Genomic DNA, 22,697 nt, shown 5'->3' with positions numbered 1-22,697 from the left:
CTTGGTGTGGATCAGGTCCGTGCCGATCGTGACCGCGACCGCTCCTGCGCCGCCGGCAGCGAGGCGGACGAGTGCAGCGGCATCGACCAGACGACGTACGCCTTCACCAAGGCGCTGGCGGGCTACACCGGCTGACCCCGGCCGCACCGGGCAACACCGGGCACACCGGCCCCCACGGGCCGCACCCGGCCGAAAATCCCCTAGGGCAGCCCCGCCCGCCAGTCACGAAGTAGCCTTCAGCCACCTGGGCCGACGGCCGAAACCGTATGTTCCTACAATCCGTAATTGTGGCCGAACAGACCGTAGTCACCGCTGCCCCGGACCCATACTTTGTGCGCGTGCACCCACCGCAAGCCCATCAGCCCACCCCGCCCTTCAACGCTCCGGCCGCCCGCAGACTGCGGGCGGCGCTCGGCATGGGGCCCGAGCATGTCGCGTACGGGATGAGAGCCTCGTACGGGCTGCCGTATGTCACCCCCGACCTCGTCGCCGCCTGGGAGCGCGGGATCACCTCGCCGAGCGGACCCGAGCTCACCGCGCTCGCGGGCGTGCTGTGGTGCTCGCCGGGCGAGCTCATCGGGGCGCCCCGCACCCTGCGCGAACACCGCGTCGCCCGCGGCCTCGCCCCGGAGGACGTCGCACGCGCCGTCGGCCTCGAACTCCTCGCGTACCAGCGGATGGAGGAGACCGGCGAGTGGCGCGGCAACGAGCGGCAGTCGGCCGCGCTCGCCGACGTCCTCGAGCTTTCGCTGCCCGACTTCATCACGGTGACGGGGCGCGACGACAAGCTCGCGGACCTGCTGCGCAGCGCGGTCACGACGCGCTGGCAGGCGTATGTGCGCCCGGTCGGGAAGATGGTGCCCCTGGACCGGCACCTCCTGGAGAACGTGCTGGAGGAGATGCACACCGACTACCAGGGGCAGATGGTCGCCACGCTCAGCTGGGGCGGTGGCTCGGCCGCCGCCGACTCCAGCGACTCGGGCCGGGACTTCCTCGACCGGATCGTCGACCACTTTTGGTCGATGGTCCAGAGGAGCACGTACTGAAGCACCTACTGAGGTCAGGGGAAATTCGTACGCAAGCCCCACCCAGAGGGCCCGGAGGCCCCGGAGGGAGCCAGTCCCCTATAACCCCCGGAGAGACCTCGTACAACTCCGGAGGGACCCCGTCCCCTAGAACACCGACTCCGCCTCGTCCATCCGATCCTTCGGCACCGTCTTCAGCTCGGTGACCGCCTCCGCGAGCGGCACCATCATGACGTCCGTGCCGCGCAGCGCCGTCATCCTGCCGAAGTCGCCCCGGTGGGCGGCCTCCACCGCGTGCCAGCCGAAGCGGGTGGCGAGCACCCGGTCGTACGCCGTCGGCGTGCCCCCGCGCTGGATGTGGCCGAGAATGACCGGCTTGGCCTCCTTGCCGAGGCGGCGCTCCAGCTCGTACGCGAGGGCCGCACCGATGCCCTGGAAGCGCTCGTGGCCGAACTGGTCGATCTCGCCGTGGCCGTAGTCCATGCTGCCCTCGGCGGGGTGCGCGCCCTCGGCGACGCAGATGACGGCGAACTTCTTGCCGCGGGCGAAGCGCTCCTCGACCATCTTGACCAGGTCGGCCGGGTCGAAGGGACGCTCGGGCAGGCAGATGCCGTGGGCACCGGCGGCCATGCCGGACTCCAGGGCGATCCAGCCGGCGTGGCGGCCCATGACCTCGACGACCATCACGCGCTGGTGGGATTCGGCCGTGGTCTTGAGGCGGTCCATGGCCTCCGTGGCCACGCCGACCGCGGTGTCGAAGCCGAAGGTGCGGTCCGTCGAGGAGATGTCGTTGTCGATCGTCTTGGGGACGCCGACCACCGGCAGGCCCGCGTCCGACAGCATCCGCGCCGCCGTCAGGGTGCCTTCGCCACCGATCGGGATCAGCACGTCGATGCCGAACTCGCGGGCCATGTCCTGAGCGTTCTCGCAGGCCTCACGGAGCCGGTCGCGCTGCAGGCGCGAGGAGCCGAGGATAGTGCCGCCGCGGGCAAGGATGCCGCTGACCGCGTCGAGGTCGAGGTTGCGGTAGTGGCCTTCGAGCAGGCCGGCGTAGCCGTCCTCGAAGCCGACGACCTCGTCCCCGAAGTTGGTGACCGCTCGGTGCACGACCGATCGGATCACTGCGTTCAGGCCCGGGCAGTCGCCGCCTGCGGTGAGAACTCCGATGCGCATCGTGCTGTGTCTCCTGCTCGCTGTTGGTACCGGTGAGCCAGTCCGATTGTTTCACGGCCCACGGGGTCCGTCGCTTCCCTCCGCCCCACCAGGACGTTTGTCCTGGCGGGCGCCTTAGCTACCCGCAGAGGTATTGTCAAGAGGGTTCTGCTCACCCCAGCGGGCCATCTCGTCGCGCCGCGCCGCCAAGAGCGCGGAAGCGACCCCGCGCCCTCAAGAGCACAGCACCGAAGCAACCCCAGCGACGCAACGGATGGAGAGCACGCGTGACGCGCAGCGTGTACGTGACCGGGATCGACCGCGGCGACGGCCGCCAGGTCGTCGAACTGGGGGTCATGGAGCTCCTGACCCGCCAGGTCGACCGGGTGGGGGTGTTCCGTCCCCTTGTGCACGACGGCCCGGACCGGCTCTTCGAGCTGCTGCGCGCCCGCTACCGGCTGGCGCAGGACCCGGCCACGGTGTACGGCATGGACTACCACGAGGCGTCCGCGCTCCAGGCCGAGCAGGGAGCGGACGAGCTGGTCTCCTCCCTGGTGAACCGCTTCCACGCGGTCGCGCGGGACTATGACGTCGTCCTCGTCCTCGGCACCGACTACGCCGACACCCAGTTCCCCGACGAGCTGGCGCTCAACGCCCGTCTCGCGAACGAGTTCGGCGCGTCGGTCATCCCGGTCGTCGGCGGCCGGGGCCAGACCGCCGAGTCGGTCCGCGCCGAGACGCGCAACGCCTACCGCGCGTACGACGGCCTCGGCTGCGACGTCCTCGCCATGGTCGTGAACCGGGTGGCCCGGTCGGACCGCGCCGAGATCCACGAGCGGCTCGACTCCCGTCTCCCCGTGCCCTGTTACATCCTTCCCGACGAGCCCGCGCTCTCCGCGCCCACCGTCGCACAGATCACCCACGCCCTCGGCGGCAAGGTGATCCTCGGCGACGACGCGGGACTGGCCCGGGACGCGCTCGACTTCGTCTTCGGCGGCGCGATGCTGCCGAACTTCCTCAACGCCCTGACCCCGGGGTGTCTCGTGGTCACCCCCGGCGACCGCGCCGACCTCGTCGTCGGCTCGCTCGCCGCGCACAGCGCGGGCACCCCGCCCATAGCCGGCGTGCTGCTCACCCTGAACGAGACGCCCAGCGACGAGATCCTCACCCTCGCCGCCCGTCTCGCGCCCGGCACCCCGGTCGTCTCGGTGGCGGGCAACTCCTTCCCCACCGCCACCGAACTCTTCGGCATGGAGGGGAAGTTGAACGCGGCCACGCCCCGCAAGGCGGAGACCGCGCTCGGCCTCTTCGAGCGGTACGTCGATACGAGTGACCTGCTCAAGCGGGTCTCCGCGCCGAGCAGCGACCGCCTCACTCCGATGATGTTCGAGCACAAGCTCCTGGAGCAGGCCCGCTCCGACAAGCGCCGCGTCGTCCTGCCCGAGGGCACCGAGGAGCGCGTCCTGCACGCCGCCGAGGTGCTGCTGCGCCGGGGTGTCTGCGATCTGACGCTGCTCGGGCCCGTCGACCACATCCGTAAGAAGGCCGCCGACCTCGGCATCGACCTGGGTGGCACCCAGCTGATCGACCCGGCCACCTCCGTGCTGCGCGACGCCTTCGCCGAGAAGTACGCCGCGCTGCGCGCCCACAAGGGCGTCACGGTCGAGCTGGCGTACGACGTCGTCGCCGACGTGAACTACTTCGGCACGCTCATGGTGCAGGAGGGCCTCGCCGACGGCATGGTGTCGGGCTCGGTGCACTCCACGGCCGCGACCATCCGGCCCGCCTTCGAGATCATCAAGACCAAGCCGGACGCCAAGATCGTGTCGTCCGTCTTCTTCATGTGCCTGGCCGACAAGGTCCTCGTCTACGGCGACTGCGCCGTGAACCCCGACCCGAACGCCGAGCAGCTCTGCGACATCGCCATCCAGTCGGCCACCACTGCCGAGCAGTTCGGCGTCGAGCCGCGGATCGCGATGCTGTCGTACTCGACCGGTACGTCCGGCTCCGGCGCCGACGTCGACAAGGTGCGCGAGGCGACCGAGCTGGTGCGGCTGCGCCGCGGCGATCTGAAGATCGAGGGGCCGATCCAGTACGACGCCGCCGTCGAGCCGACGGTCGCGGCGACCAAGCTGCCGGACTCGGAGGTCGCCGGGCAGGCGTCCGTGCTGATCTTCCCCGACCTCAACACCGGCAACAACACCTACAAGGCCGTACAGCGCTCCGCCGGCGCGATCGCCGTGGGCCCGGTCCTGCAGGGCCTGCGCAAGCCCGTCAACGACCTGTCCCGCGGCGCGCTCGTCCAGGACATCGTCAACACCGTCGCCATCACGGCGATCCAGGCCCAGACCCCCGACCAGAAGGTTTCCCAGCAGTGAGTGCCAGCCGCGTCCTCGTCCTCAACTCCGGCTCCTCGTCGGTGAAGTACCAGCTGCTCGACATGCGCGACAGCTCCCGGCTCGCGGTCGGTCTGGTGGAGCGGATCGGCGAGGAGACCTCCCGGCTGAAGCACACGCCGCTGACCGGCGGGGAATCCCGCGAGCAGCTCGGTCCGATCGCCGACCACGAGGCCGCCCTGAAGGCCGTGGCCGCGGAGCTGGCCGCGGACGGGCTCGGCCTGGACTCCCCCGAGCTGGCCGCGATCGGCCACCGGGTCGTGCACGGCGGGAAGTTCTTCACCGACCCGACCGTCATCGACGACGGCGTCCTCGCGGAGATCGAGCGGCTCATCCCGGTCGCCCCGCTGCACAACCCGGCGAACCTCACCGGCATCCGCACCGCCATGGCGCTGCGCCCTGACCTCCCCCAGGTCGCCGTCTTCGACACCGCCTTCCACACGACGATGCCGGAGTCGGCGGCGCGCTACGCGATCGACGTGAAGACCGCCGACGAGCACCGCATCCGCCGGTACGGTTTCCACGGCACCTCGCACGCCTACGTGTCCCGCGCGACCGCGCGGCTCCTGGGCAAGGCGCCTGAGGACGTGAACGTCATCGTGCTGCACCTGGGCAACGGCGCCTCGGCCTCGGCGGTCAGGAACGGCCGCTGCGTGGACACCTCCATGGGGCTCACGCCCTTGGAGGGGCTGGTGATGGGTACGCGGTCCGGCGACATGGATCCCGCGGTCATCTTCCATTTGATGCGCGTTGGCGGGATGTCCACCGACGAGATCGACACTTTGCTCAACAAGAAGAGCGGCCTGATCGGCCTGTGCGGCGACAACGACATGCGCGAGATCCGCCGTCGTATCGACGAGGGTGACGAGCAGGCTCGGCTCGCCTTCGACATCTACATTCACCGCCTGAAGAAGTACATCGGCGCCTACTACGCGGTCCTCGGCCGGGTGGACGCCATCGCCTTCACGGCCGGAGTCGGCGAGAACGCCGCCCCGGTGCGCGAGGCCGCGATCGCCGGCCTGGAGGAACTGGGCCTCGCGGTCGACGACGACCTGAACGCCGTACGCAGTGACGAGCCGCGGCTCATCTCGCCGCGGGAGGCGCGGGTCGCGGTCGCCGTGGTGCCGACGGACGAGGAACTGGAGATCGCCACGCAGACGTACGCGCTGGTCGGAGAGAGCAATGTCTGAGTTCGCGGAGAGCAACGCCTGAGCACCTGCCCGCCCATTTGTATCTTCCACCAGACGGAATATTCCGTAGCGAAACAAACCGATAGGATCGCCCCATGCGCCGTTCGAAAATCGTCTGTACTCTCGGCCCCGCGGTCGACTCCCACGAGAAGCTCGTCGCGCTGATCGAAGCCGGCATGAATGTGGCCCGCTTCAACTTCAGCCACGGCACGCACGCCGAGCACCAGGGGCGGTACGACCGCGTCCGGGCCGCCTCGGCCGAGACCGGCAAGGCCATCGGTGTGCTCGCCGACCTGCAGGGTCCGAAGATCCGTCTGGAGACCTTCGCCGAGGGCCCCGTCGAGCTGGAGCGTGGTGACGAGTTCACCATCACCGTCGAGGACGTGCCCGGCGACAAGACCATCTGCGGCACGACCTACAAGGGCCTGCCCGGTGACGTCTCCAAGGGCGACCAGATCCTCATCAACGACGGCAACGTCGAGCTGCGGGTCGTCGAGGTCGACGGCACCCGGGTCAAGACGGTCGTCATCGAGGGCGGCGTGATCTCCGACCACAAGGGCATCAACCTGCCCGGCGCGGCCGTCAACGTGCCGGCGCTGTCGGACAAGGACGTCGAGGACCTGCGCTTCGCCCTGAAGATGGGCTGCGACATGGTCGCCCTGTCCTTCGTGCGCGACGCCAACGACGTGGCCGACGTCCACAAGGTGATGGACGAGGAGGGCCGCCGGGTCCCCGTCATCGCCAAGGTGGAGAAGCCGCAGGCGGTAGAGAACATGGAGGGCGTCGTCGCGGCGTTCGACGCGGTCATGGTGGCCCGTGGCGACCTGGCCGTCGAGTACCCGCTGGAGAAGGTCCCGATGGTGCAGAAGCGCCTCGTGGAGCTGTGCCGCCGCAACGCCAAGCCGGTGATCGTCGCGACCCAGATGATGGAGTCGATGATCACCAACTCCCGCCCGACGCGCGCCGAGGCCTCCGACGTGGCCAACGCGATCCTGGACGGCGCCGACGCGGTCATGCTGTCCGCCGAGTCGAGCGTGGGCGCGTACCCGATCGAGACCGTGAAGACGATGTCGAAGATCGTCGTCGCCGCCGAGGAGGAGCTCCTCTCCAAGGGCCTGCAGCCGCTGGTCCCCGGCAAGAAGCCGCGCACGCAGGGTGGTTCGGTCGCCCGCGCCGCCTGCGAGATCGCCGACTTCCTCGGCGGCAAGGGCCTGGTCGCCTTCACCAAGTCCGGTGACACCGCCCGCCGGCTGTCCCGCTATCGCGCGCTCCAGCCGATCCTGGCCTTCACCACGGACGAGGGCACCCGCAACCAGCTGACGCTGAGCTGGGGCGTCGAGTCCCACGTCGTGCCGTTCGTGAACAGCACCGACGAGATGGTCGACCTCGTCGACCAGGAGCTCCAGAAGCTCAAGCGCTTCAACGACGGCGATGTCGTCGTGATGACCGCCGGCTCGCCCCCCGGCGTCCCCGGCACCACCAACATGGTCCGGGTGCACCACCTGGGCGAGGGCAACCGCGGCGCCTGACCCACGGTCCGCATACGCCGCTGAGGGCGCCCCCTGCGAACAGGGGGCGCCCTCAGTGTGTGCGGCTCCCGGACGGGCTCTGGTGGGCGCTCAGTCGGTGATGTACGAGTGCAGGCCCGGCACGGTCAGCGATCCCCCGAACTGGCCGGCCTGGACGACCTTCACCTTGGTGAAGTAGATCAGCGGGATGTTCAGCGGCGGGGGGTTGTCCGGGCTGAACGTGATCGGGATCAGGCCGAGCAGATTGCCGGAGATGCTCTCCGTGTACATGATCGTCTTGCCGTCGCGGATCGTGGACGTCGAGCCGTCGGCCGCCTGCACGTGGTAGGTCTTGCCGGACTGCTTGTCCTTCACCGTCTGGTGCAGGTCGCCGATGTCGGTGCCGTCGGAGATGACGTACTTCAGGACCTTCTTGGTCGTCCCGTTGGCCGTCTTCACCTTCACGATGCCCTGGTAGTCGGCGCCCTTGAGCAGCAGCGAGCTGGCGTTCAGATACCAGGGGTCGTCGGGCAGCGGAGAGGCGTTGTCGACACCGCCTTCCTCGTCCGTGGCGACCGGGCAGTCCGACGGGTCGGTGCTGGAGCTCGCGGACGGGCTGGGGGTCGCGGTGACCGCGTCGGCGGCCTCCTGGACCTTCTCCGTGGTGTCCGAGGCCGCCTTGGACGCCGTGTCGGTGGTGTCCTTCACGGTGTCCTTGACCGTCTCGGTGACCTTGTCGGTCGTGTCCTTGACGGTGTCGGAGGTGCTGCCGGAGGTGTCCTTGCTCGCGGACGCGCTCGCCGTGGCGGACGGCGTGGGGCTGGAGCTCGCCGTGGAGTCTCCGCCGCCCGTGAGGACGTCGCCGATCGCGTTGCCGATGGTGTCCAGCACGTTGCCGCTGCTCGCGGACGCCGAGGGGGTCGGCGTGGACGACGTACCGCTGTCGGACGACTTGTCCGACGTACTCGCGGAGGACGAGGAAGCCGACGGCGTGGGCTCGGCCTTGTCGTCGGAACCTGAATCCGGCGAAGAGGTCTTGCCCGAGGACGCCGAGGCCGAAGGAGTCGGCTCCGCCGTGTCGCCGGACTTGCCCGAACTCTGAGAGGCGGAGGGCGACGGCGTGGCCGAGGCGCCGGCTCCGTCCTCGGAGCCGGTCACGGCCGCGACGCAGTCCTTGTACTCGTCGGCCGTCAGGCTCTTCGACGACCCGTGGTCGTCGGCGAGGGCGAGCGTCGGGGTGAACCCCATCCCCATCAGGACCGCTGTCGGCATCGCCGCGATGGCGACGGCCTTCCCGGCAGGCATGTGGAACCTGGTGAACAGCGGCTTCCTGGGGGCCGCGTGGCGCGGCCCGGTTCTCACACGGGACTCCTCCACATCAGTCCCGTGGGTCACCTCGTCAGCCGGCACTGTGCCTCCCGTTCGCCCCGTTCGCCGGGCTCGTTCCTGACAGATCGTTCGGCTCGCTCAGCTCGCTCACGCTGTCCGCGGTCCCCACGGGTGCCCCCTCGGGGGCATCGCCCTCACCCTTGGCCACCGTCTTGGCCGGCTCCGTCTCGGACTCGCCCGGAGCCCAGGAGACCGCCATCGCGCCGCCGATCATGGCGAACAGGAAGCCGATGAGGAAGCCACCCAGGTTGGACACCGGGATGGACACCAGGGCCAGCAGAATCGCCGCGACTCCGGCGAAGGTCCGTACGTGCTTCTGGAACCAGAGGCTGACGCCCAGCACGCCGAGCAGCACGCCGATGATCAGGGAGCCCGCGCCCGCGGTGGTGGCCATGGCCAGCGTCAGATGGCCGATCTGGAGGTTCGCATACGGGAAGTAGGCGATGGGGAAACCGCCGAGCAGGACGAACAGACCGGCCCAGAACGGGCGGTCGCCCCTCCAGGTACGGAAATTCCGCCGGAAGACCCGGAGGTAGTGCTCGTTCTGGCCGGGCGCGGCAGGAGTCTCGGCGCTCATGGAAAACAGCTCCCTGGAACGGCTTTGCTGTGAGAAGTACGCGTGAGTGATGCGCGTACGGCGGTGAGGAGCGGGGCGGGTGAGGCAGCCGAGGCCCCCTCACCCGCCCCCGGAGTGCCTAGTAGCACTCCTTGACGCCCTTGGACAGCGACATCTTCAGGCCGCTGAGCTTGAACGTGCCGGCGGTGGTCGCCCACGCCGTCTGCTTGACATCGCTCAGGTCGGCCGAGTCGGCCTGCTGTGCGAACCCGTACGGGTTGGCCGTGTCACCCTTGGCGATGCCCGGACCCTTGCTGGCGTCCTTGGCCGCAACACCGATGTCGATGTTGTGGAACGTCGCGTTGGCCTCGAGGTCCTCGACGTCGATGTACAGGTTCTCGGCCTGGACCGGCGTGCCACCGCCGCCCGCCTTCAGGATCAGGCTGACCGATCCGAGCAGCGGGATGTCCGGGGTGACCACCGACTGGCACATGTTGGTGATCGACGCGGACTTGAACGCCGAGACCGCGACGGGGTGAGCCGTCTTCTTGCCGTCGAGGGTGTACCCCGAGTCGATGGCTCCGTACTGCGAGAAGCCTTCGCCGTGGAGCTGGTCCGCCGTCACCTTGAACGACTGACCCGACACACTGAACGACGCGGCGAGAGCGCCCTGCGCGAGGGCGACACCTATCGCTGCCGTGGCGGCCACGCTGGGCACCATCACGACGGCGAACCGCTTCCATCTGGTCCCGCCACGCACCTGGGACTCCATATTTCCTCCTTCTCGGACGTACATCTCCTGGCCCTGACTGCCCCATGTCGGCGGCTCAGCCGGGCAGGGATGGGAGAAGTGCTACGTCCTCGGGAAGGAGAGCGCCCGTACTCGGAGGCGCCAAAGCGCCCGAATCACCGGCGATCACCCCCGAGCGACAACCACTGGTCGCGCCTGACACACATCACGCACAACCTGCTGGACAGGCTCTGCCGAACGGCAAAGACCCCCCTGCCCAAGAGCCGACGCCACTGCCGCCGGCTCTACTCGGTGGGGACCCAGAAAACCCCTTGACCCGATTGGCTGTCGGGGTAGGGGGAATGGACCGAGCGTCGCCGATCGTGGTGCATTCTCGCCGCCCGCACAAGGGGGTTCGTTACTCACTAGTAACGGCCGGATAACCGAACAACGACCCGTCGGTATCGGTCGGCGACGCAGGGTGGTGTCAGGCCGGGTGACACAACGGTTGATTGTCGGACGGAATCCGACAGATCAACGCCCCCGACTTACTCCAAGTAACAGCGGCCGCGTTTACCAAGATTTGGTAAAGCGCGGCCACGTGTAGCTCCCTCGGCCAATCTTTCACCTGGGCATCACAAGCCCCAGCGTTTAGGGACAGGTCAGAACAGGGCCCTGGCCAACGCCCGGCGCGCCGCGATCACCCGCGGATCGTCGGCGCCGACCACCTCGAAGAGCTCCAGCAGCCGCAGTCGTACGGCATCACGGTCGTCACCCGCCGTGCGACGCACCGTGTCGATGAGCCGCCCGAACGCGTCTTCGACATGGCCGCCCACCAGGTCCAGGTCGGCGGCGGTGATCTGCGCCTGTACGTCCCCGGGATTGTCGGCGGCGTCCTTGCGCACCTGCTGCGGGTCGGCGCTCTGCACGCGCTGGAGCAACTCGGCCTGGGCGAGGCCCAGTTTGGCCTCCGTGTTGCCCGGGTCGTCACTCAGGACGTTCTTGTACGCCTGGACGGCACCGCCCAAGTCACCCGCGTCCAGGGCCTCTACGGCGGCCTCGAGGAGCGCGTCGTACGGGCCTGCCGGCACCTCGGGCGCCGCCGGGGCGCTGCCGGGCTCGGCGTCCGGGTCGACGGTCACGCCGGTGAGGCCGAAGCGCTCCTCGGCCACCTGGACGAGCTGGTCGAGGGTCCCGCGGATCTGCGCCTCGCCGGCCGCACCCTGGAAGAGCGGCAGCGCCTGTCCGGCGACAACGGCGAAGACGGCCGGGATCCCCTGGATCCCGAACTGCTGCATCAGCATCTGATTGGCGTCGACGTCGACCTTGGCGAGGACGAAGCGCCCGTTGTACTCGACGGCCAGCCGCTCCAGCACCGGGCTCAGCTGCTTGCAGGGCTCGCACCACTCGGCCCAGAAGTCGATGACGACCGGGACCTCGGTGGAGCGCTGCAGGACGTCGCGCTCGAACCCCGCCTCGTCGACGTCGATGACGAGACTGGCGGGGGACACGGCCCCGCTCCCACCGCCGCCGCCCTGCCTGGCCGCTTCGGCGCGCGCCTGCTCCGCCTTCGCCTTGGCCTCCTGGGCCGCCTTCACCGCGGCGAGGTCGACGACTCCGCTCATGGACATGTTCCGTGGCTGCATGAGTACATCCTCCCCCTTCTGTGCGCGCGCGTGAAAAGCGTTCCGAAAGCCAGGCGTTTTACGACTTGATACGTGATGCTCGGCGCCGGGTCCCCACCTGGCGCCAGTGGTTGTCGCTCGTGTACGCGTCATGCCGCACGAGCTTTCGCTACGGGTCGTAGCGTAACTGTCGGAAGGCACCTGTGTGTGTCATACCCCGGTGATCTCCCTCACGACTTCACAGAACGGCCGGATATGGTCACTGACATGCAGAGTCGCACTTCCGCCCCCCGTACGGGGCGCCCGCGCAGCGCAGCCGCGGACGCCGCGATCCTGGAGGCGACGCGCGCGGCACTGGTCGAACTGGGCTGGTCCAAGCTGACGTTGGGAGACGTGGCGACCCGCGCCGGGGTCGCGAAGACCACGTTGTACCGCCGCTGGGCGGGCAAGAACGAACTCGTGGTGGACGCGGTGGCCGTCCTCTTCGACGAACTGGAGCTCCCCGACCGGGGCAGCCTGGCGGCGGACATCGAGGGCGTCGTGCTCCAGTTCGCGGCGATCCTGGGCCGCCCGGAGGCGAAGACGGCGCTGATGGCCGTCATCGCGGAATCCACCCGTGACGAGCCCCTCCGTGAGCGGATCCGCACGTCGATCGTCGACCGCCAAAAGCGCCTCGTCCTGGAGGGTCGCGCCCGCGCCACCGCCCGAGGCGAGCTTCCCCCGGAGTCCGACCCTGCGGCCGCCGCGCGCACCGCCGATCTGATCTTCGACGTGGTCGCGGGTGCGGTGGTCCACCGCACCCTGGTCAGCGCGGAGCCCGCGGACGAGGAGTGGGTCCGCAGCTTCACCCGAGTACTGCTGCTGGGCCTGACGGGGGCGACGGAGCAGGCCTGAGCGTGCGCGGTTCCCCGCGCCCCTTCAGGGGCGCGGGGAACCGCGCGACAAGCCCCCACCCGCCCGCAGCCGAATGGCTGGTACGGGACGGGCAGGGGCGGAGGGGGCGAAGAAACCCCTCAGAAGCCCGCAGGCTCCGTGTACACCCCCCACTCGTCCCGGAGGGCATCACAGATCTCGCCGAGCGTCGCCTCGGCCCGCACCGCGTCCAGCATGGGCACGATCATGTTGGACCCGTCCCGCGCGGCCGCCAGCATGGCGTCCAGAGCGGCCCGGACAGCCGCGTCGTCCCGCCCGGCCTTGCGGCCACCCAGCACCCGTACCTGCTCCCGCTCCACCTCATGACTGACCCGCAGAATCTCCAGGTCACCCGTCACCGAGCCATGGTGGACATTGACACCCACCACCCGCTTGTCGCCCTTCTCCAGCGCCCGCTGGTACTGGAACGCGGACTCGGCGATCTCTCCGGTGAACCAGCCGTCCTCGATCCCCCGGAGGATCCCGGAGGTGACCGGCCCGATCGGGTGCTGCCCGTCGGGGTGCGCCCGCAGCCCCCGCTCCTTGATCTGCTCGAAGATCTTCTCCGCGTCGGCCTCGATCCGGTCGGTGAGCTGCTCGACGTACCAGGAACCGCCCAGCGGGTCGGCGACGTTGGCGACGCCGGTCTCCTCCATCAGCACCTGCTGCGTGCGCAGGGCGATCTCCGCGGCCTGCTCGCTCGGCAGCGCCAGCGTCTCGTCCAGCGCGTTCGTGTGCAGCGAGTTCGTCCCGCCGAGCACCGCCGCCAGCGCCTCCACGGCCGTACGCACCACGTTGTTGTACGGCTGCTGAGCGGTCAGCGAGACGCCCGCCGTCTGGGTGTGGAACCGCAGCCACTGCGCCTTCTCGGACGTGGCCCCGTACACGTCGCGCATCCAGCGGGCCCAGATCCGCCGCGCCGCCCGGAACTTGGCGATCTCCTCGAAGAAGTCGACGTGCGCGTCGAAGAAGAAGGACAGACCCGGCGCGAAGACATCAACGTCCATTCCGCGCGACAGGCCCAGCTCCACGTACCCGAAGCCGTCCGCCAGCGTGTACGCCAGCTCCTGCGCGGCCGTGGACCCCGCCTCCCGGATGTGGTACCCGGAGACGGACAGCGGCTTGTACGCCGGGATCTTCGACGCGCAGTGCTCCATGAGGTCGCCGATGAGGCGGAGGTGCGGCTCGGGCTGGAAGAGCCACTCCTTCTGGGCGATGTACTCCTTGAAGATGTCGGTCTGCAGGGTGCCGTTGAGCACGGACGGATCGACACCCTGGCGCTCGGCGGCCACCAGGTACATGCAGAAGACGGGAACGGCCGGACCACTGATGGTCATCGAGGTCGTCACGTCACCCAGCGGGATGTCCTTGAACAGGACCTCCATGTCGGCCGCCGAGTCGATCGCGACCCCGCAGTGCCCGACCTCGCCGAGCGAGCGCGGATCGTCGGAGTCGCGCCCCATGAGCGTGGGCATGTCGAAGGCCACGGACAGTCCCCCGCCGCCGTTGGCGAGGATCATCTTGTAGCGCTCGTTGGTCTGCTCGGCGTTGCCGAACCCGGCGAACTGCCGGATGGTCCACGTACGCCCCCGGTAGCCGGTCGGATAGAGGCCGCGGGTGAAGGGGTACTCGCCCGGCCAGCCGATCCGCTCGAAGCCCTCGTACTCGTCCCCGGGCCGCGGCCCGTACACGGGCTCCACGGGGTCACCGGAGAGCGTCGTGAAATCGGCCTCGCGCTTGCGCGAAGCGTCGTAACGGGCCTGCCAGCGTCGGCGGCCTTCCTCGATGGCGTCAGCGTCCATACCATCGAATTTACTAGGACGTCCTAGTAAATGTCGATGGCCCACGCTGCGGAGCAGCCAATGTCACACCGCCGCACGTTGTCCGTACGGCGGTGGAGGTTACGCCTTCGCGACCGCGGGAGCGTCGTCGGAGACCCTGGACTCCAGCTCGCGGGAGACCTTGCGCTCCACGAAGAAGGCGGCCGTGGGGATCGTCCCGGCGAGCAGCACCCACAGCTGCTTGCCGACCGGCCACTTCGCCTTGGAGCCCAGGTCGAAGGCGAAGACCAGGTAGACGACGTACAGCCAGCCGTGCGCGATGCCGACGACGCGCGTGAAGTCCGCGGCGCCGTTCATGTCGAGCACATACTTGGCGATCACGCCGAGGGTCAGCAGGACCAGCAGCACACCGGTGACGTAGGCCATCACGCGGTACCTGGTCAGCACGCTCTTCTTCATGGGTACGAGCGTAACGACCCCTTTTGCGCGATCTTCGCGCGCCCCCACCCGTCCGCCGAGCGAGGCTCTACTCGTCCTCGAAGTCCCGCGCGGCGACCCGCAGCGGCCGCAGCATCGCGAAGATCTCCGCGCACTCCTCGGCGTCGTACGCCCCGAGCCCGAAGTCCATGGCCATCAGGTCGCGGGTGGCCGCGTCGCAGACCTCGCGGCCCTTGTCGGTGATGGAGGCGAGGGTGCCGCGCCCGTCGTTGGGGTTGGGCCGCTTGTCGACGAGCCCGGACCTCACCAGCCGGTCCACGGTGTTCGTGACGGACGTGGGGTGCACCATGAGCCGCTCGCCGATCTTGGACATCGGAAGCTCGCCGGCCTTGGAGAAGGTGAGCAGCACCAGTGCCTCGTAGCGCGCGAAGGTCAGTCCGTACGGCTTGACGACCGCGTCCACCTCGGCGAGCAGGATCTGGTGCGCGCGCATGATCGACGTGATCGCGGCCATGGACGGCACGGATCCCCAGCGCTGCTTCCAGTGTTCGTCGGCGCGGGCGATGGGATCGAAGGCAAGACTGAGCGGCTTCGGCACGCCAAAGACCTTACCGGCCGGTCACATCGTGGTCAGCCCCGTCTCGCCCATCGGTCCCGACAGCCTGCCGAGGGTGCGGCCCATGGGGTTTTTCGCCCCCTCCGCCCCTGCCCATTCCCGTACCTGGGGGCTGCGCCCCCAGACCCCCCTAAAAGATCGCGCAGTTCCCCGCGCCCCCTTTTGCCCACCTGCAGCCGAAAGGCTGGTCGGGACGGGTAGGGGCGGAGGGGGCGAAAACCCTCCCTGCACTCAGCCGGCGGCCGTGCGGCGCAAGTGGTGGCGGACCGCCCTCTGGGCGACCGGGCCGAGGGACTCGAGGGCGGTGATGAGGACGGTGAGTTGTTCGAGGGCGGCGAGGGCGGAGTTCGCGCCCTCGGGGTCGACGCCCTCGTAGAGCTGAATGCCGACGAAGGAGGCGGCGACCGCGCGAGCGAGGCCGGCGGGGTCGGCGAACTCGCCGAGGGGGCTCAGCGGCAGGACACGGGTGAGGACCTTCTCGATCTCCGCGATCCAGAGATCGAGACCGGCCGCCGTGGCGGGCGCGATACGGGGATGCGTCTGCGCCCCGGCAAGCAGCTGCCCCAGAACGGCGACATACCCCTCCGCCCGCTCGACCTCATGCATCTCCCGTCCGAACGCCAGCAGTTCGGCCAGGCTGGAGACCTCCCCGAGCCGGTCCCGGTAGCGAGCGACCCGCCGCTCCGCCCCGTCCCGGCACGCCGCCGACAGCAACTCGTCCACGGACCCGAAGTGGTAGAAGACCAGCGCCTGATTGACCCCGGCGGTCGCCGCGATCGAACGGGCCGAGGTCTTCGCGATCCCCTGCTCGGTGAGCGTCCGCAGCGCGCCCTCCAGGAGCTTCGCCCTGGTCGCCTCGCTCACGCCCGCGCCTCCTCGCGCACGGGGCGCAGTCCGGGGCGCACACCGCAGGTACGGATGTCGGTGTACGTCGCCCGGAAGGAGCCCTCATAGCCGAAGAGCGGCCCGAAGTGGCGGTTCACGACGCGGACCTGGATGCGGAAGCGGCCCGTGGAGTCGTCGAAGGACTCCCGCACCTCGGCCTCGCCGCCGATGAGGTCGGGGACCCGGACGTCCACGGGGCCCTCCCGGAAGCGGTGCTCGCCGGACCGGATCAGCAGCGAGCCGTCGGGCTCGGCACGGAAGAACAGGTCGCTGGCAAGGTGCTGATGGGTGCCGAGGTAGTCGAGGACGCGGTCGCCCTTGGGGCCCAGCACCATCTGGGCGTCGAAGCGGCGGGAGCGGCCGGGCAGATCGAAGGTGCGCACGAACGTCACCGTCTCACGCCCGAAGCTGTCGGCGTACGGCACGTTCTCGATGGTGAAGGGGACGTTCCGGCCCGTGCGCGGGACCAGGATGTTGCGGGTGGTGCCCAGCGCCAGGAACGGCTTCACGAAGCCGCGCCCGTGCCAGATCCGGTCCATGACGCCGCGCCCGGTGCACGCCTCGCCGCCGGCCAGGCCGACGGAGAAGCGCCGTTGCAGCTCGGGGTGGAGGCGTTCGAAGTCGGCGCCCATCACGGTACGGAAGATCGAGGTCATCGCTGGAGCTCCAGGGTGGTGAGGAGGCGCGGGGCCCGGAGGCGGGCGGGTGGCGTGCGCAGACAGCGGCGGGCCGCCGGGGTGCCGGCCAGTGGGGGTGCGAGGAGGGCGGACAGGGCGGCCAGTACGGCGAGCACCGGGGCCGCGAACAGCACGAGCGGTGCCGGCGGCCCTGCGGCGTCCACCAGCGCCCCGCACACCAGTCCCGAGCAGGCGGCCAGCAGGACGAGGGCGCGTACCGATGTCTCGGCGAGCCAATTCCGCAGCGCCCGCTCCGGGGTGATCCCCCGCTCCAGCCACAGCCGCAGCCGGTCGAAGGACCAGGCGGTGGCCCAGCCCATGAGGGGGCGGAAGAGCAGTCGGTCGGCCACGGCTCCGAGGCGGCCCCAGCGCGGGCGGTAGTCGTACCCGGTGAGGAAGCGGACGCCGTCGCCGTCGGGGACGTACCGCCAATAGCCGCTGCCCTCGGCCAGCAGCGAGAGCGGATGCGGTGAGGCGAACCGCAGTGCGGAGGTTCGGGTGCCGTCCGGGCGTTCCTTCTCGCCGGCCGAGACGCCGGTGCCGGCGACGGTCAGGAACGGCAGCACCCGTGTGCCGTAACGGAAGCGCTGCGGTTCGCCCTCCGTGCGCGGGAGGTAGTCGATCTCGGTGAAGCGAAGGTCCCAGCGCCGGTGTTGCGCGGGGTCCTGCGTCCGCGCCCACAGGTCGTCGAGATCGCCGCGTATATGCGCCTCTACGTAGAGCCCCATCTCCGTACCCCCCAGATCAGTGGGCCTTTTGAGCGACTGCTCAATTGGCTGGCACGGAGACTACAGCGGTTTGAGCGATCGCTCAATTGCCCGGGGCGCGAAAAACCCCGGCCCTGGGGACCGGGGTTTCGTCGCTGAGTCGCGGAGGCCTAGGCGGACAGGTGCCGCTCCACCGTCTCCACCTTGGAGTTCAGCCCGTCCGTCACGCCGGGACGGATGTCCGCCTTCAGGACGACCGAGACGCGCGGCGCGCGCTCCTCGACGACGGCGACGGCACGCTTGACGACGTCCATCACCTCGTCCCACTCGCCTTCGATCGAGGTGAACATCGCGTCGGTGCGGTTCGGCAGCCCCGACTCGCGGACCACTCGGACGGCGTCGGCGACGTACTCCCCCACGTCCTCGCCGACGCCGAGCGGCGTCACGGAGAAGGCGACGATCATGCGTTCACGATCCCTTCCTTGCGGGCGCGGGACGCGATGACCGCGTTCTCGGCCTCGCGCTTGAGCTTGCGCTCCGCGAAGAAGCCGCCGGTGGGCAGCACGGAGAGGACGAAGTAGAGGAGTCCGGTCCCGGTGCTCCACTGGGAGCGCTTCCAGGCGTCCAGCCAGAAGATCACGTACAGGATGAAGAGGACACCGTGGATCGAGCCCATGACGGGCACCGCGTTGAAGTCCGTGGTCCGCTTCAGCACCGAGCAGACGAGCAGCAGCAGAAAGGAGACGGCTTCGGGGGCCGAGACCAGACGGAGGCGGCGGAGGGCGGTGGCGGTCTTTATGTCCACGGGTCACCTTCGGTGGGAGAGTCGTCAAACGCTTTGTGAACGCAAGCACAAGCGTCCGCCCATTGTGGCACTCGGGCTCCGCGCGTCCCGGCAGGGGGTCTCGGGGTGTCTTCGGGGTCCGGATCATCCCGGAGGCTCTGTCGGCGACCCCACCCGGCGGCTACCTTCACAGCGTGGCGATGTTTCGACTTCAAGGCAGCAAGGTGCTGGCCGTCGACATGACCGGGGACGCCGTGAAGGCGAAGAACGGCTCGATGGTCGCGTACGACGGCCAGATGGCCTTCAAGAAGCTGAGCGGGGGCGGTGAGGGCATACGGGGGATGGTGACCCGGCGCCTCACCGGTGAGCAGATGACGGTGATGGAGGTGAAGGGGCACGGGACCTGCTGGTTCGCGGACCGGGCCTCCGAGATCAACCTCGTCAATCTCCAGGGGGACAAGCTGTACGTGGAGTCGAGCAATCTGCTCGCGACGGACGCGGGACTGCGCACCGGCACGTCCTTCACGGGACTGAGGGGCGCCTCGCAGGGCAACGGACTGTTCACGACCACCGTCGAGGGGCACGGACAGGCGGCGATCATGTCCGATGGCCCGGCGGTGGTGCTGCGGGTGAGCTCCCAGTACCCGCTGACGGTCGACCCGGGCGCGTACATCGCGCACCAGGGCAATGTGCGGCAGTCCTTCCAGTCCGGTGTGACCTTCCGCACGTTGCTCGGAGAGGGCGGCGGCGAGGCGTTCCAGATCCGCTTCGAGGGCGACGGCCTGGTCTACGTACAGCCCAGCGAGCGCAACACGATCGCGGGGGACGTGTGACATGCCCTTTCGCGAAGTGAACTCGAAGATGGTCGAGGCCGCGGTCCTGCCGGGCCAGCGGATGTTCAGCCAGCGCGGCGCGATGCTCGCCTACAAGGGCGAGGTCTCCTTCACACCCAACATCCAGGGCGGCCAGGGCGGTGTGATGTCGATGATCGGCCGCCGCCTGGCCAACGAGGCCACCCCGCTGATGACCGTCGAGGGCTCCGGCACGGTGCTCTTCGGGCACGGCGGCCACCACGTCCACGTGATCAATCTCACGGGCGACACCTTGTGCGTCGAGGCGGACCGACTGCTCGCCTTCGACGGCACCCTCCAGCAGGGCACGATGTTCCTCGGCTCGCAGGGCGGGGTCATGGGCATGGTGCGCGGCCAGGTGACCGGCCAGGGCCTCTTCACCACGACCCTCAAGGGGCACGGCGCGGTCGCCGTCATGGCGCACGGCGGCGTCTTCGAGATCCCGATCACCCCGCAGCGCCCGGTCCATGTCGACCCGCAGGCCTACGTCGCCCACCACGGCGACGTACGCAACAAGCTGTCCACGGCGCTGGGCTGGCGCGACATGGTGGGCCGCGGCTCGGGCGAGGCGTTCCAGCTGGAACTGAGCGGCAGTGGTGCGGTGTACGTCCAGGCCTCGGAGGAGAAGCTGTGAGCGCGTACGGGACTCCGGGCGGCCCGGTGATCTACGACCCGATGTCGCTGCCGGTCGACGACAACGTCAACAACTACACCTTCTGCGTCGAGCTCAAGGGGAGCCAGTGGTTCCTGCAGAAGGGCAAGATGATCGCCTACTACGGGTCGATGGAATTCAACGGCGTCGGACACGGCCGGCTCGACCGTCTCGTCCGTACGTCGTTCCATTCGCCTCTGCACGCAAGCGACTGGGTCGTGGCGGAGGGCTCGGGCAAGATGCTGCTCGCCGACCGGGCCTTCGACGTCAATTCGTACGACCTGGACGACGGCAACCTGACCATTCGCTCGGGCAACCTGCTCGCTTTTCAGCCAAGTCTTGCCCTCAAACAGTCGATCGTGCCGGGCTTTCTGACCCTGATCGGAACCGGCAAGTTCGTAGCCGCATCCAACGGTCCGGTGGTGTTCATGGAACCCCCGATCCGGGTGGACCCGCAGGCCCTGGTCGGCTGGGCCGACTGCCCGTCCCCGTGCCATCACTACGACCACGGGTACATGACAGGTGTAATGGGCGGTCTACGTGCGATGACGGGCCTTGGCGGGGCCTCCGGAGAGGAGCACCAGTTCGAGTTCGTAGGGGCCGGCACGGTGCTGCTCCAGTCCACCGAAACGCTCATGGCCGAGCAGGCCACGGGCGCGGTTCCGCACGAGCCCGGAGTACCGGGCGCGGGTGGGGTACCCGGTCATCAGGGACAGCAAGCCGGCGCACCGCGCCTTCCCGGACAGCTGGGGGACCTCCAGCGTCGCTTCGGGCTGTGAGCGGTAGTCTGCGGAGTGTGACATCGAACGCGTGCGCACAGTCACACCACCCTCACTAGTTCGCCTTTCAACATTTTAGGTAGACTTCATTTATGGAGACCGAGACGGCCACGCGCTGGCTGACCGATGCGGAGCAGTGCGCCTGGCGCACCCACCTGGAGGTCAACAGGCTGTTGACGTACCAGCTCGAGAGGGACCTCCAGCCGTTCGGGCTGACGATGAACGACTACGAGATCCTGGTGAACCTCTCCGAGTCGGAGGGCGTACGGATGCGGATGAGCGACCTCGCGTCCGCCACCCTCCAGTCCAAGAGCCGCCTCTCGCACCAGATCACGCGCATGGAGAACGCGGATCTGGTGCGTCGCGAGAACTGCGAGTCCGACCGCCGGGGCCTGTACGCCGTCCTCACCGAGCACGGCATGGAGACGATGAAGAAGGTCGCGCCGTATCACGTGGCGTCTGTGCGGAGGCACTTCATCGATCTGCTCTCCCCGGAGGCGCTGGAAGACCTCCACAAGTCACTGCGGCCGATCGCCGAGCATCTGCGGGGGCAGCGAGGCAAGCCGTAGCGGTCCGGAAGCTGCCGGACGTCCTCAGGCTGCCGGCTGTTCCTGGCTGGCCGCGCAGTTCTCCGCGCCCTCGACGGGGCGCGGAGACGTGCGTGTGCCCCGGACGGAGATCAGGCCCGCCGCGACGGCCACCGCACCCGAGACCGCGAAGCACAGGCCCAGGGACAGGTGGCCCACCAGGAGCCCGACCCCGGCGGCGCCGCCCGAATTGCCCGCGTTCACCGCGGTGTTGACCCAGGCGCCCGCCTGGGTGCGGAAGCCGGGCGGGGCCGCCTCGTCGGCGATCAGGTAGGACGTGGTCAGGGCCGGGGCGACGAAGAAGCCCGCGCAGGCCACGGCGACGGTCAGTGTGCCGAGGCCGGGAGCGAGCCCCGCGGCGAGCAGGGCGAGGCCCAGACCGCCGGCCTGCAGCGGCAGCCGCACCCGCGCGGACCTGCGCCAGTTGACGGCGCCGTTCAGCAGGCCGCCGACCGCGCTGCCCACCGACAGCGCGGCGAGCACCCAGGCCACCACGTCGTCCCCATGATGGCGCTGCTGGGCGAAAGCCATGACGAGGAGGTCGAGGGATCCCAGGGACAGCCCTACGCCCGCCGCGACGACGACGGGCTGCACGAGCGCGCGCCCGCCTCGCAACCGGCCCCCGGAGCGGGCGGACTTCTTCTCCGCGGCCGGTCGTACGCCCGCCACGACCGGCGACAGCACGAACCCGAGGGTTCCGGCCCACACCAGCAGCGCGCTGAGCGCGACCCCGGCGGCCGGCGGCGCGAACTGCACGACCGCGCCCACCAGCAACGGCCCCGAGACGAAGAGGATCTCCTCCGCGACACCGTCCAGGCTGTACGCGCGCTGCAACAGCAGTCTGTCCTCGACGACTTCGCCCCACACGGCGCGCATCGTGGGGCCGAGGGGCGGGGTGCAGCCACCCGCGGCGACGGCCAGCACGCCGAGTGCCGCCGCCGGTACTCCCGGCCGCCAGGCTGCCGCCGCGAAGGCCGTGAGCAGGCCCGCGTACAGCGAGGCCATCGGGATGAGGGCACGGCGCGGGCCGTACCGGTCGATCAGGGCCGCCCTCGCGGGCGACAGGAACACGCTCATCGCGCCGAACAGCGCCATGACCGTGCCGGCCACGGCGTACGACCCGGTCGCCCGGGTCACCGTCAGCATCATGGCCAGGGAGACGATGCCGTACGACAGCCTGCCGATCAGGGCGGCGGTGAAGGTGCGGCGGGTGTGGGGGATGCGGAAGAGCGCGGCGTACGAGGGCCGCGAAAGGGGCGCAGACATGCGAAGGGTTCCTCAACTTCGAGGCGGACGAGGGGACGCCTGAGTGCCGCGACGACGCAGCGCCGAATTGCTGCTTGTCCGTCGCGGGCCTGGGCGGGCCCTATGCCAAGAGGAGGAACATGCGGCCCAACTTAACAGCGGGCGGTGGGAGTTGACCAGGAGGGTTTTCGCCCCCGCCGCCCCTGCCCATT

General features: G+C 69.5%; 24 protein-coding genes. 10 read left to right on the top strand and 14 right to left on the bottom strand.

The window, feature by feature from the left end; all coding sequences use genetic code 11:
- Nucleotides 1-6: 6 nt before the first annotated feature.
- Together AB5J53_RS33045 and AB5J53_RS33040 are read left to right on the top strand one after the other, a co-directional pair.
- On the top strand, nucleotides 7-135 hold the full coding sequence (locus tag AB5J53_RS33045; protein ID WP_369249267.1) for a hypothetical protein: 129 nt from the start codon (nucleotides 7-9) through the stop codon (nucleotides 133-135).
- A 197-nt stretch (nucleotides 136-332) separates the two neighbouring features.
- Nucleotides 333-1,046 carry a helix-turn-helix domain-containing protein gene (locus AB5J53_RS33040; RefSeq protein WP_369249266.1) on the top strand — a complete coding sequence of 238 codons (714 nt, stop codon included), beginning with the start codon at nucleotides 333-335 and terminating at the stop codon, nucleotides 1,044-1,046.
- A 126-nt stretch (nucleotides 1,047-1,172) separates the two neighbouring features.
- On the opposite strand, the gene AB5J53_RS33035 is transcribed toward AB5J53_RS33040, so the two are convergent.
- Nucleotides 1,173-2,198 carry an ATP-dependent 6-phosphofructokinase gene (locus AB5J53_RS33035; protein WP_369249265.1) on the bottom strand — a complete coding sequence of 342 codons (1,026 nt, stop codon included), beginning with the start codon at nucleotides 2,196-2,198 and terminating at the stop codon, nucleotides 1,173-1,175.
- Between the two features lie 266 nt (nucleotides 2,199-2,464).
- Here AB5J53_RS33035 and pta point away from each other — a divergent pair, with 266 nt between their 5' ends.
- The 3 genes from pta (at nucleotide 2,465) to pyk (ending at nucleotide 7,292) form a co-directional block, all read left to right on the top strand.
- On the top strand, nucleotides 2,465-4,555 hold the full coding sequence (gene pta / locus AB5J53_RS33030; protein ID WP_369249264.1) for a phosphate acetyltransferase: 2,091 nt from the start codon (nucleotides 2,465-2,467) through the stop codon (nucleotides 4,553-4,555).
- A complete protein-coding gene (locus AB5J53_RS33025) occupies nucleotides 4,552-5,763 on the top strand; it encodes an acetate kinase (protein WP_369249263.1) in 1,212 nt (403 codons plus the stop codon). The genes pta and AB5J53_RS33025 overlap by 4 nt, the downstream gene beginning before the upstream one ends.
- 95 nt (nucleotides 5,764-5,858) lie before the next feature.
- The gene (pyk, locus tag AB5J53_RS33020) at nucleotides 5,859-7,292 is read left to right on the top strand and encodes a pyruvate kinase (RefSeq protein ID WP_369249262.1); all 1,434 of its coding nucleotides are present in this window, start codon (nucleotides 5,859-5,861) and stop codon (nucleotides 7,290-7,292) included.
- 90 nt (nucleotides 7,293-7,382) lie between these two features.
- On the opposite strand, the gene AB5J53_RS33015 is transcribed toward pyk, so the two are convergent.
- The 4 genes from AB5J53_RS33015 to AB5J53_RS33000 form a co-directional block, all read right to left on the bottom strand.
- A complete protein-coding gene (locus tag AB5J53_RS33015; protein WP_369249261.1) occupies nucleotides 7,383-8,681 on the bottom strand; it encodes a hypothetical protein in 1,299 nt (432 codons plus the stop codon).
- Nucleotides 8,671-9,237 carry a DUF6114 domain-containing protein gene (locus AB5J53_RS33010; protein ID WP_369249260.1) on the bottom strand — a complete coding sequence of 189 codons (567 nt, stop codon included), beginning with the start codon at nucleotides 9,235-9,237 and terminating at the stop codon, nucleotides 8,671-8,673. The genes AB5J53_RS33015 and AB5J53_RS33010 overlap by 11 nt, the downstream gene beginning before the upstream one ends.
- 118 nt (nucleotides 9,238-9,355) lie before the next feature.
- Nucleotides 9,356-9,988 (bottom strand): DUF6230 family protein, encoded by a 633-nt coding sequence (locus tag AB5J53_RS33005; protein WP_369249259.1) that lies wholly within the window; start codon nucleotides 9,986-9,988, stop codon nucleotides 9,356-9,358.
- Nucleotides 9,989-10,608: 620 nt separating this feature from the next.
- Nucleotides 10,609-11,592: a tetratricopeptide repeat protein gene (locus tag AB5J53_RS33000; RefSeq protein ID WP_369249258.1), complete on the bottom strand. Its 984-nt coding sequence runs from the start codon at nucleotides 11,590-11,592 to the stop codon at nucleotides 10,609-10,611.
- 246 nt (nucleotides 11,593-11,838) lie between these two features.
- Between AB5J53_RS33000 and AB5J53_RS32995 the strand changes: the two genes are divergently transcribed.
- Nucleotides 11,839-12,465 carry a TetR/AcrR family transcriptional regulator gene (locus AB5J53_RS32995; protein WP_369249257.1) on the top strand — a complete coding sequence of 209 codons (627 nt, stop codon included), beginning with the start codon at nucleotides 11,839-11,841 and terminating at the stop codon, nucleotides 12,463-12,465.
- Between the two features lie 119 nt (nucleotides 12,466-12,584).
- Here AB5J53_RS32995 and AB5J53_RS32990 read toward each other — a convergent pair whose 3' ends face one another.
- The 8 genes from AB5J53_RS32990 to AB5J53_RS32955 all read right to left on the bottom strand — a co-directional run bounded on the left by AB5J53_RS32990 (nucleotide 12,585) and on the right by AB5J53_RS32955 (nucleotide 18,392).
- Nucleotides 12,585-14,285, bottom strand: a complete 1,701-nt coding sequence (locus AB5J53_RS32990) for a methylmalonyl-CoA mutase (RefSeq protein WP_369249256.1) — start codon at nucleotides 14,283-14,285, stop codon at nucleotides 12,585-12,587.
- Between the two features lie 99 nt (nucleotides 14,286-14,384).
- Nucleotides 14,385-14,723: a DUF3817 domain-containing protein gene (locus AB5J53_RS32985; RefSeq protein WP_369249255.1), complete on the bottom strand. Its 339-nt coding sequence runs from the start codon at nucleotides 14,721-14,723 to the stop codon at nucleotides 14,385-14,387.
- Nucleotides 14,724-14,790: 67 nt separating this feature from the next.
- Nucleotides 14,791-15,300, bottom strand: a complete 510-nt coding sequence (locus AB5J53_RS32980; protein ID WP_369249254.1) for a MarR family winged helix-turn-helix transcriptional regulator — start codon at nucleotides 15,298-15,300, stop codon at nucleotides 14,791-14,793.
- 249 nt (nucleotides 15,301-15,549) lie between these two features.
- Nucleotides 15,550-16,182: a TetR/AcrR family transcriptional regulator gene (locus tag AB5J53_RS32975; RefSeq protein WP_369249253.1), complete on the bottom strand. Its 633-nt coding sequence runs from the start codon at nucleotides 16,180-16,182 to the stop codon at nucleotides 15,550-15,552.
- Nucleotides 16,179-16,859: a DUF4166 domain-containing protein gene (locus AB5J53_RS32970; protein WP_369249252.1), complete on the bottom strand. Its 681-nt coding sequence runs from the start codon at nucleotides 16,857-16,859 to the stop codon at nucleotides 16,179-16,181. Before AB5J53_RS32970 ends, AB5J53_RS32975 begins: the two co-directional genes overlap by 4 nt.
- The gene (locus AB5J53_RS32965; RefSeq protein WP_369249251.1) at nucleotides 16,856-17,608 is read right to left on the bottom strand and encodes a hypothetical protein; all 753 of its coding nucleotides are present in this window, start codon (nucleotides 17,606-17,608) and stop codon (nucleotides 16,856-16,858) included. The genes AB5J53_RS32970 and AB5J53_RS32965 overlap by 4 nt, the downstream gene beginning before the upstream one ends.
- Before the next feature lie 149 nt (nucleotides 17,609-17,757).
- Complete coding sequence (locus AB5J53_RS32960) at nucleotides 17,758-18,051, bottom strand: MTH1187 family thiamine-binding protein (RefSeq protein ID WP_369249250.1); 294 nt, start codon at nucleotides 18,049-18,051, stop codon at nucleotides 17,758-17,760.
- Nucleotides 18,048-18,392, bottom strand: coding sequence for a DUF3817 domain-containing protein (locus AB5J53_RS32955; RefSeq protein ID WP_369249249.1), 345 nt, complete (start codon nucleotides 18,390-18,392; stop codon nucleotides 18,048-18,050). Before AB5J53_RS32955 ends, AB5J53_RS32960 begins: the two co-directional genes overlap by 4 nt.
- A 179-nt stretch (nucleotides 18,393-18,571) precedes the next feature.
- Between AB5J53_RS32955 and AB5J53_RS32950 the strand changes: the two genes are divergently transcribed.
- The 4 genes from AB5J53_RS32950 to AB5J53_RS32935 all read left to right on the top strand — a co-directional run bounded on the left by AB5J53_RS32950 (nucleotide 18,572) and on the right by AB5J53_RS32935 (nucleotide 21,222).
- Nucleotides 18,572-19,204 carry an AIM24 family protein gene (locus tag AB5J53_RS32950; RefSeq protein WP_369252615.1) on the top strand — a complete coding sequence of 211 codons (633 nt, stop codon included), beginning with the start codon at nucleotides 18,572-18,574 and terminating at the stop codon, nucleotides 19,202-19,204.
- A 1-nt stretch (nucleotide 19,205) separates the two neighbouring features.
- A complete protein-coding gene (locus tag AB5J53_RS32945; RefSeq protein ID WP_369249248.1) occupies nucleotides 19,206-19,856 on the top strand; it encodes an AIM24 family protein in 651 nt (216 codons plus the stop codon).
- Complete coding sequence (locus AB5J53_RS32940; protein WP_369249247.1) at nucleotides 19,853-20,653, top strand: AIM24 family protein; 801 nt, start codon at nucleotides 19,853-19,855, stop codon at nucleotides 20,651-20,653. The genes AB5J53_RS32945 and AB5J53_RS32940 overlap by 4 nt, the downstream gene beginning before the upstream one ends.
- A 92-nt stretch (nucleotides 20,654-20,745) precedes the next feature.
- Entirely contained in the window at nucleotides 20,746-21,222 is a 477-nt protein-coding gene (locus AB5J53_RS32935; protein ID WP_369249246.1) for a MarR family winged helix-turn-helix transcriptional regulator, read from the top strand.
- Between the two features lie 24 nt (nucleotides 21,223-21,246).
- Here AB5J53_RS32935 and AB5J53_RS32930 read toward each other — a convergent pair whose 3' ends face one another.
- On the bottom strand, nucleotides 21,247-22,506 hold the full coding sequence (locus AB5J53_RS32930) for an MFS transporter (RefSeq protein WP_369249245.1): 1,260 nt from the start codon (nucleotides 22,504-22,506) through the stop codon (nucleotides 21,247-21,249).
- Nucleotides 22,507-22,697: the final 191 nt, after the last annotated feature.

The sequence above is a fragment of the Streptomyces sp. R41 genome (assembly GCF_041053055.1).
Taxonomy (GTDB): Bacteria; Actinomycetota; Actinomycetes; order Streptomycetales; family Streptomycetaceae; genus Streptomyces.
The sequence above is the reverse complement of the archived record's forward strand: the minus strand, read 5'-3'. Positions and strand labels throughout refer to the sequence as shown.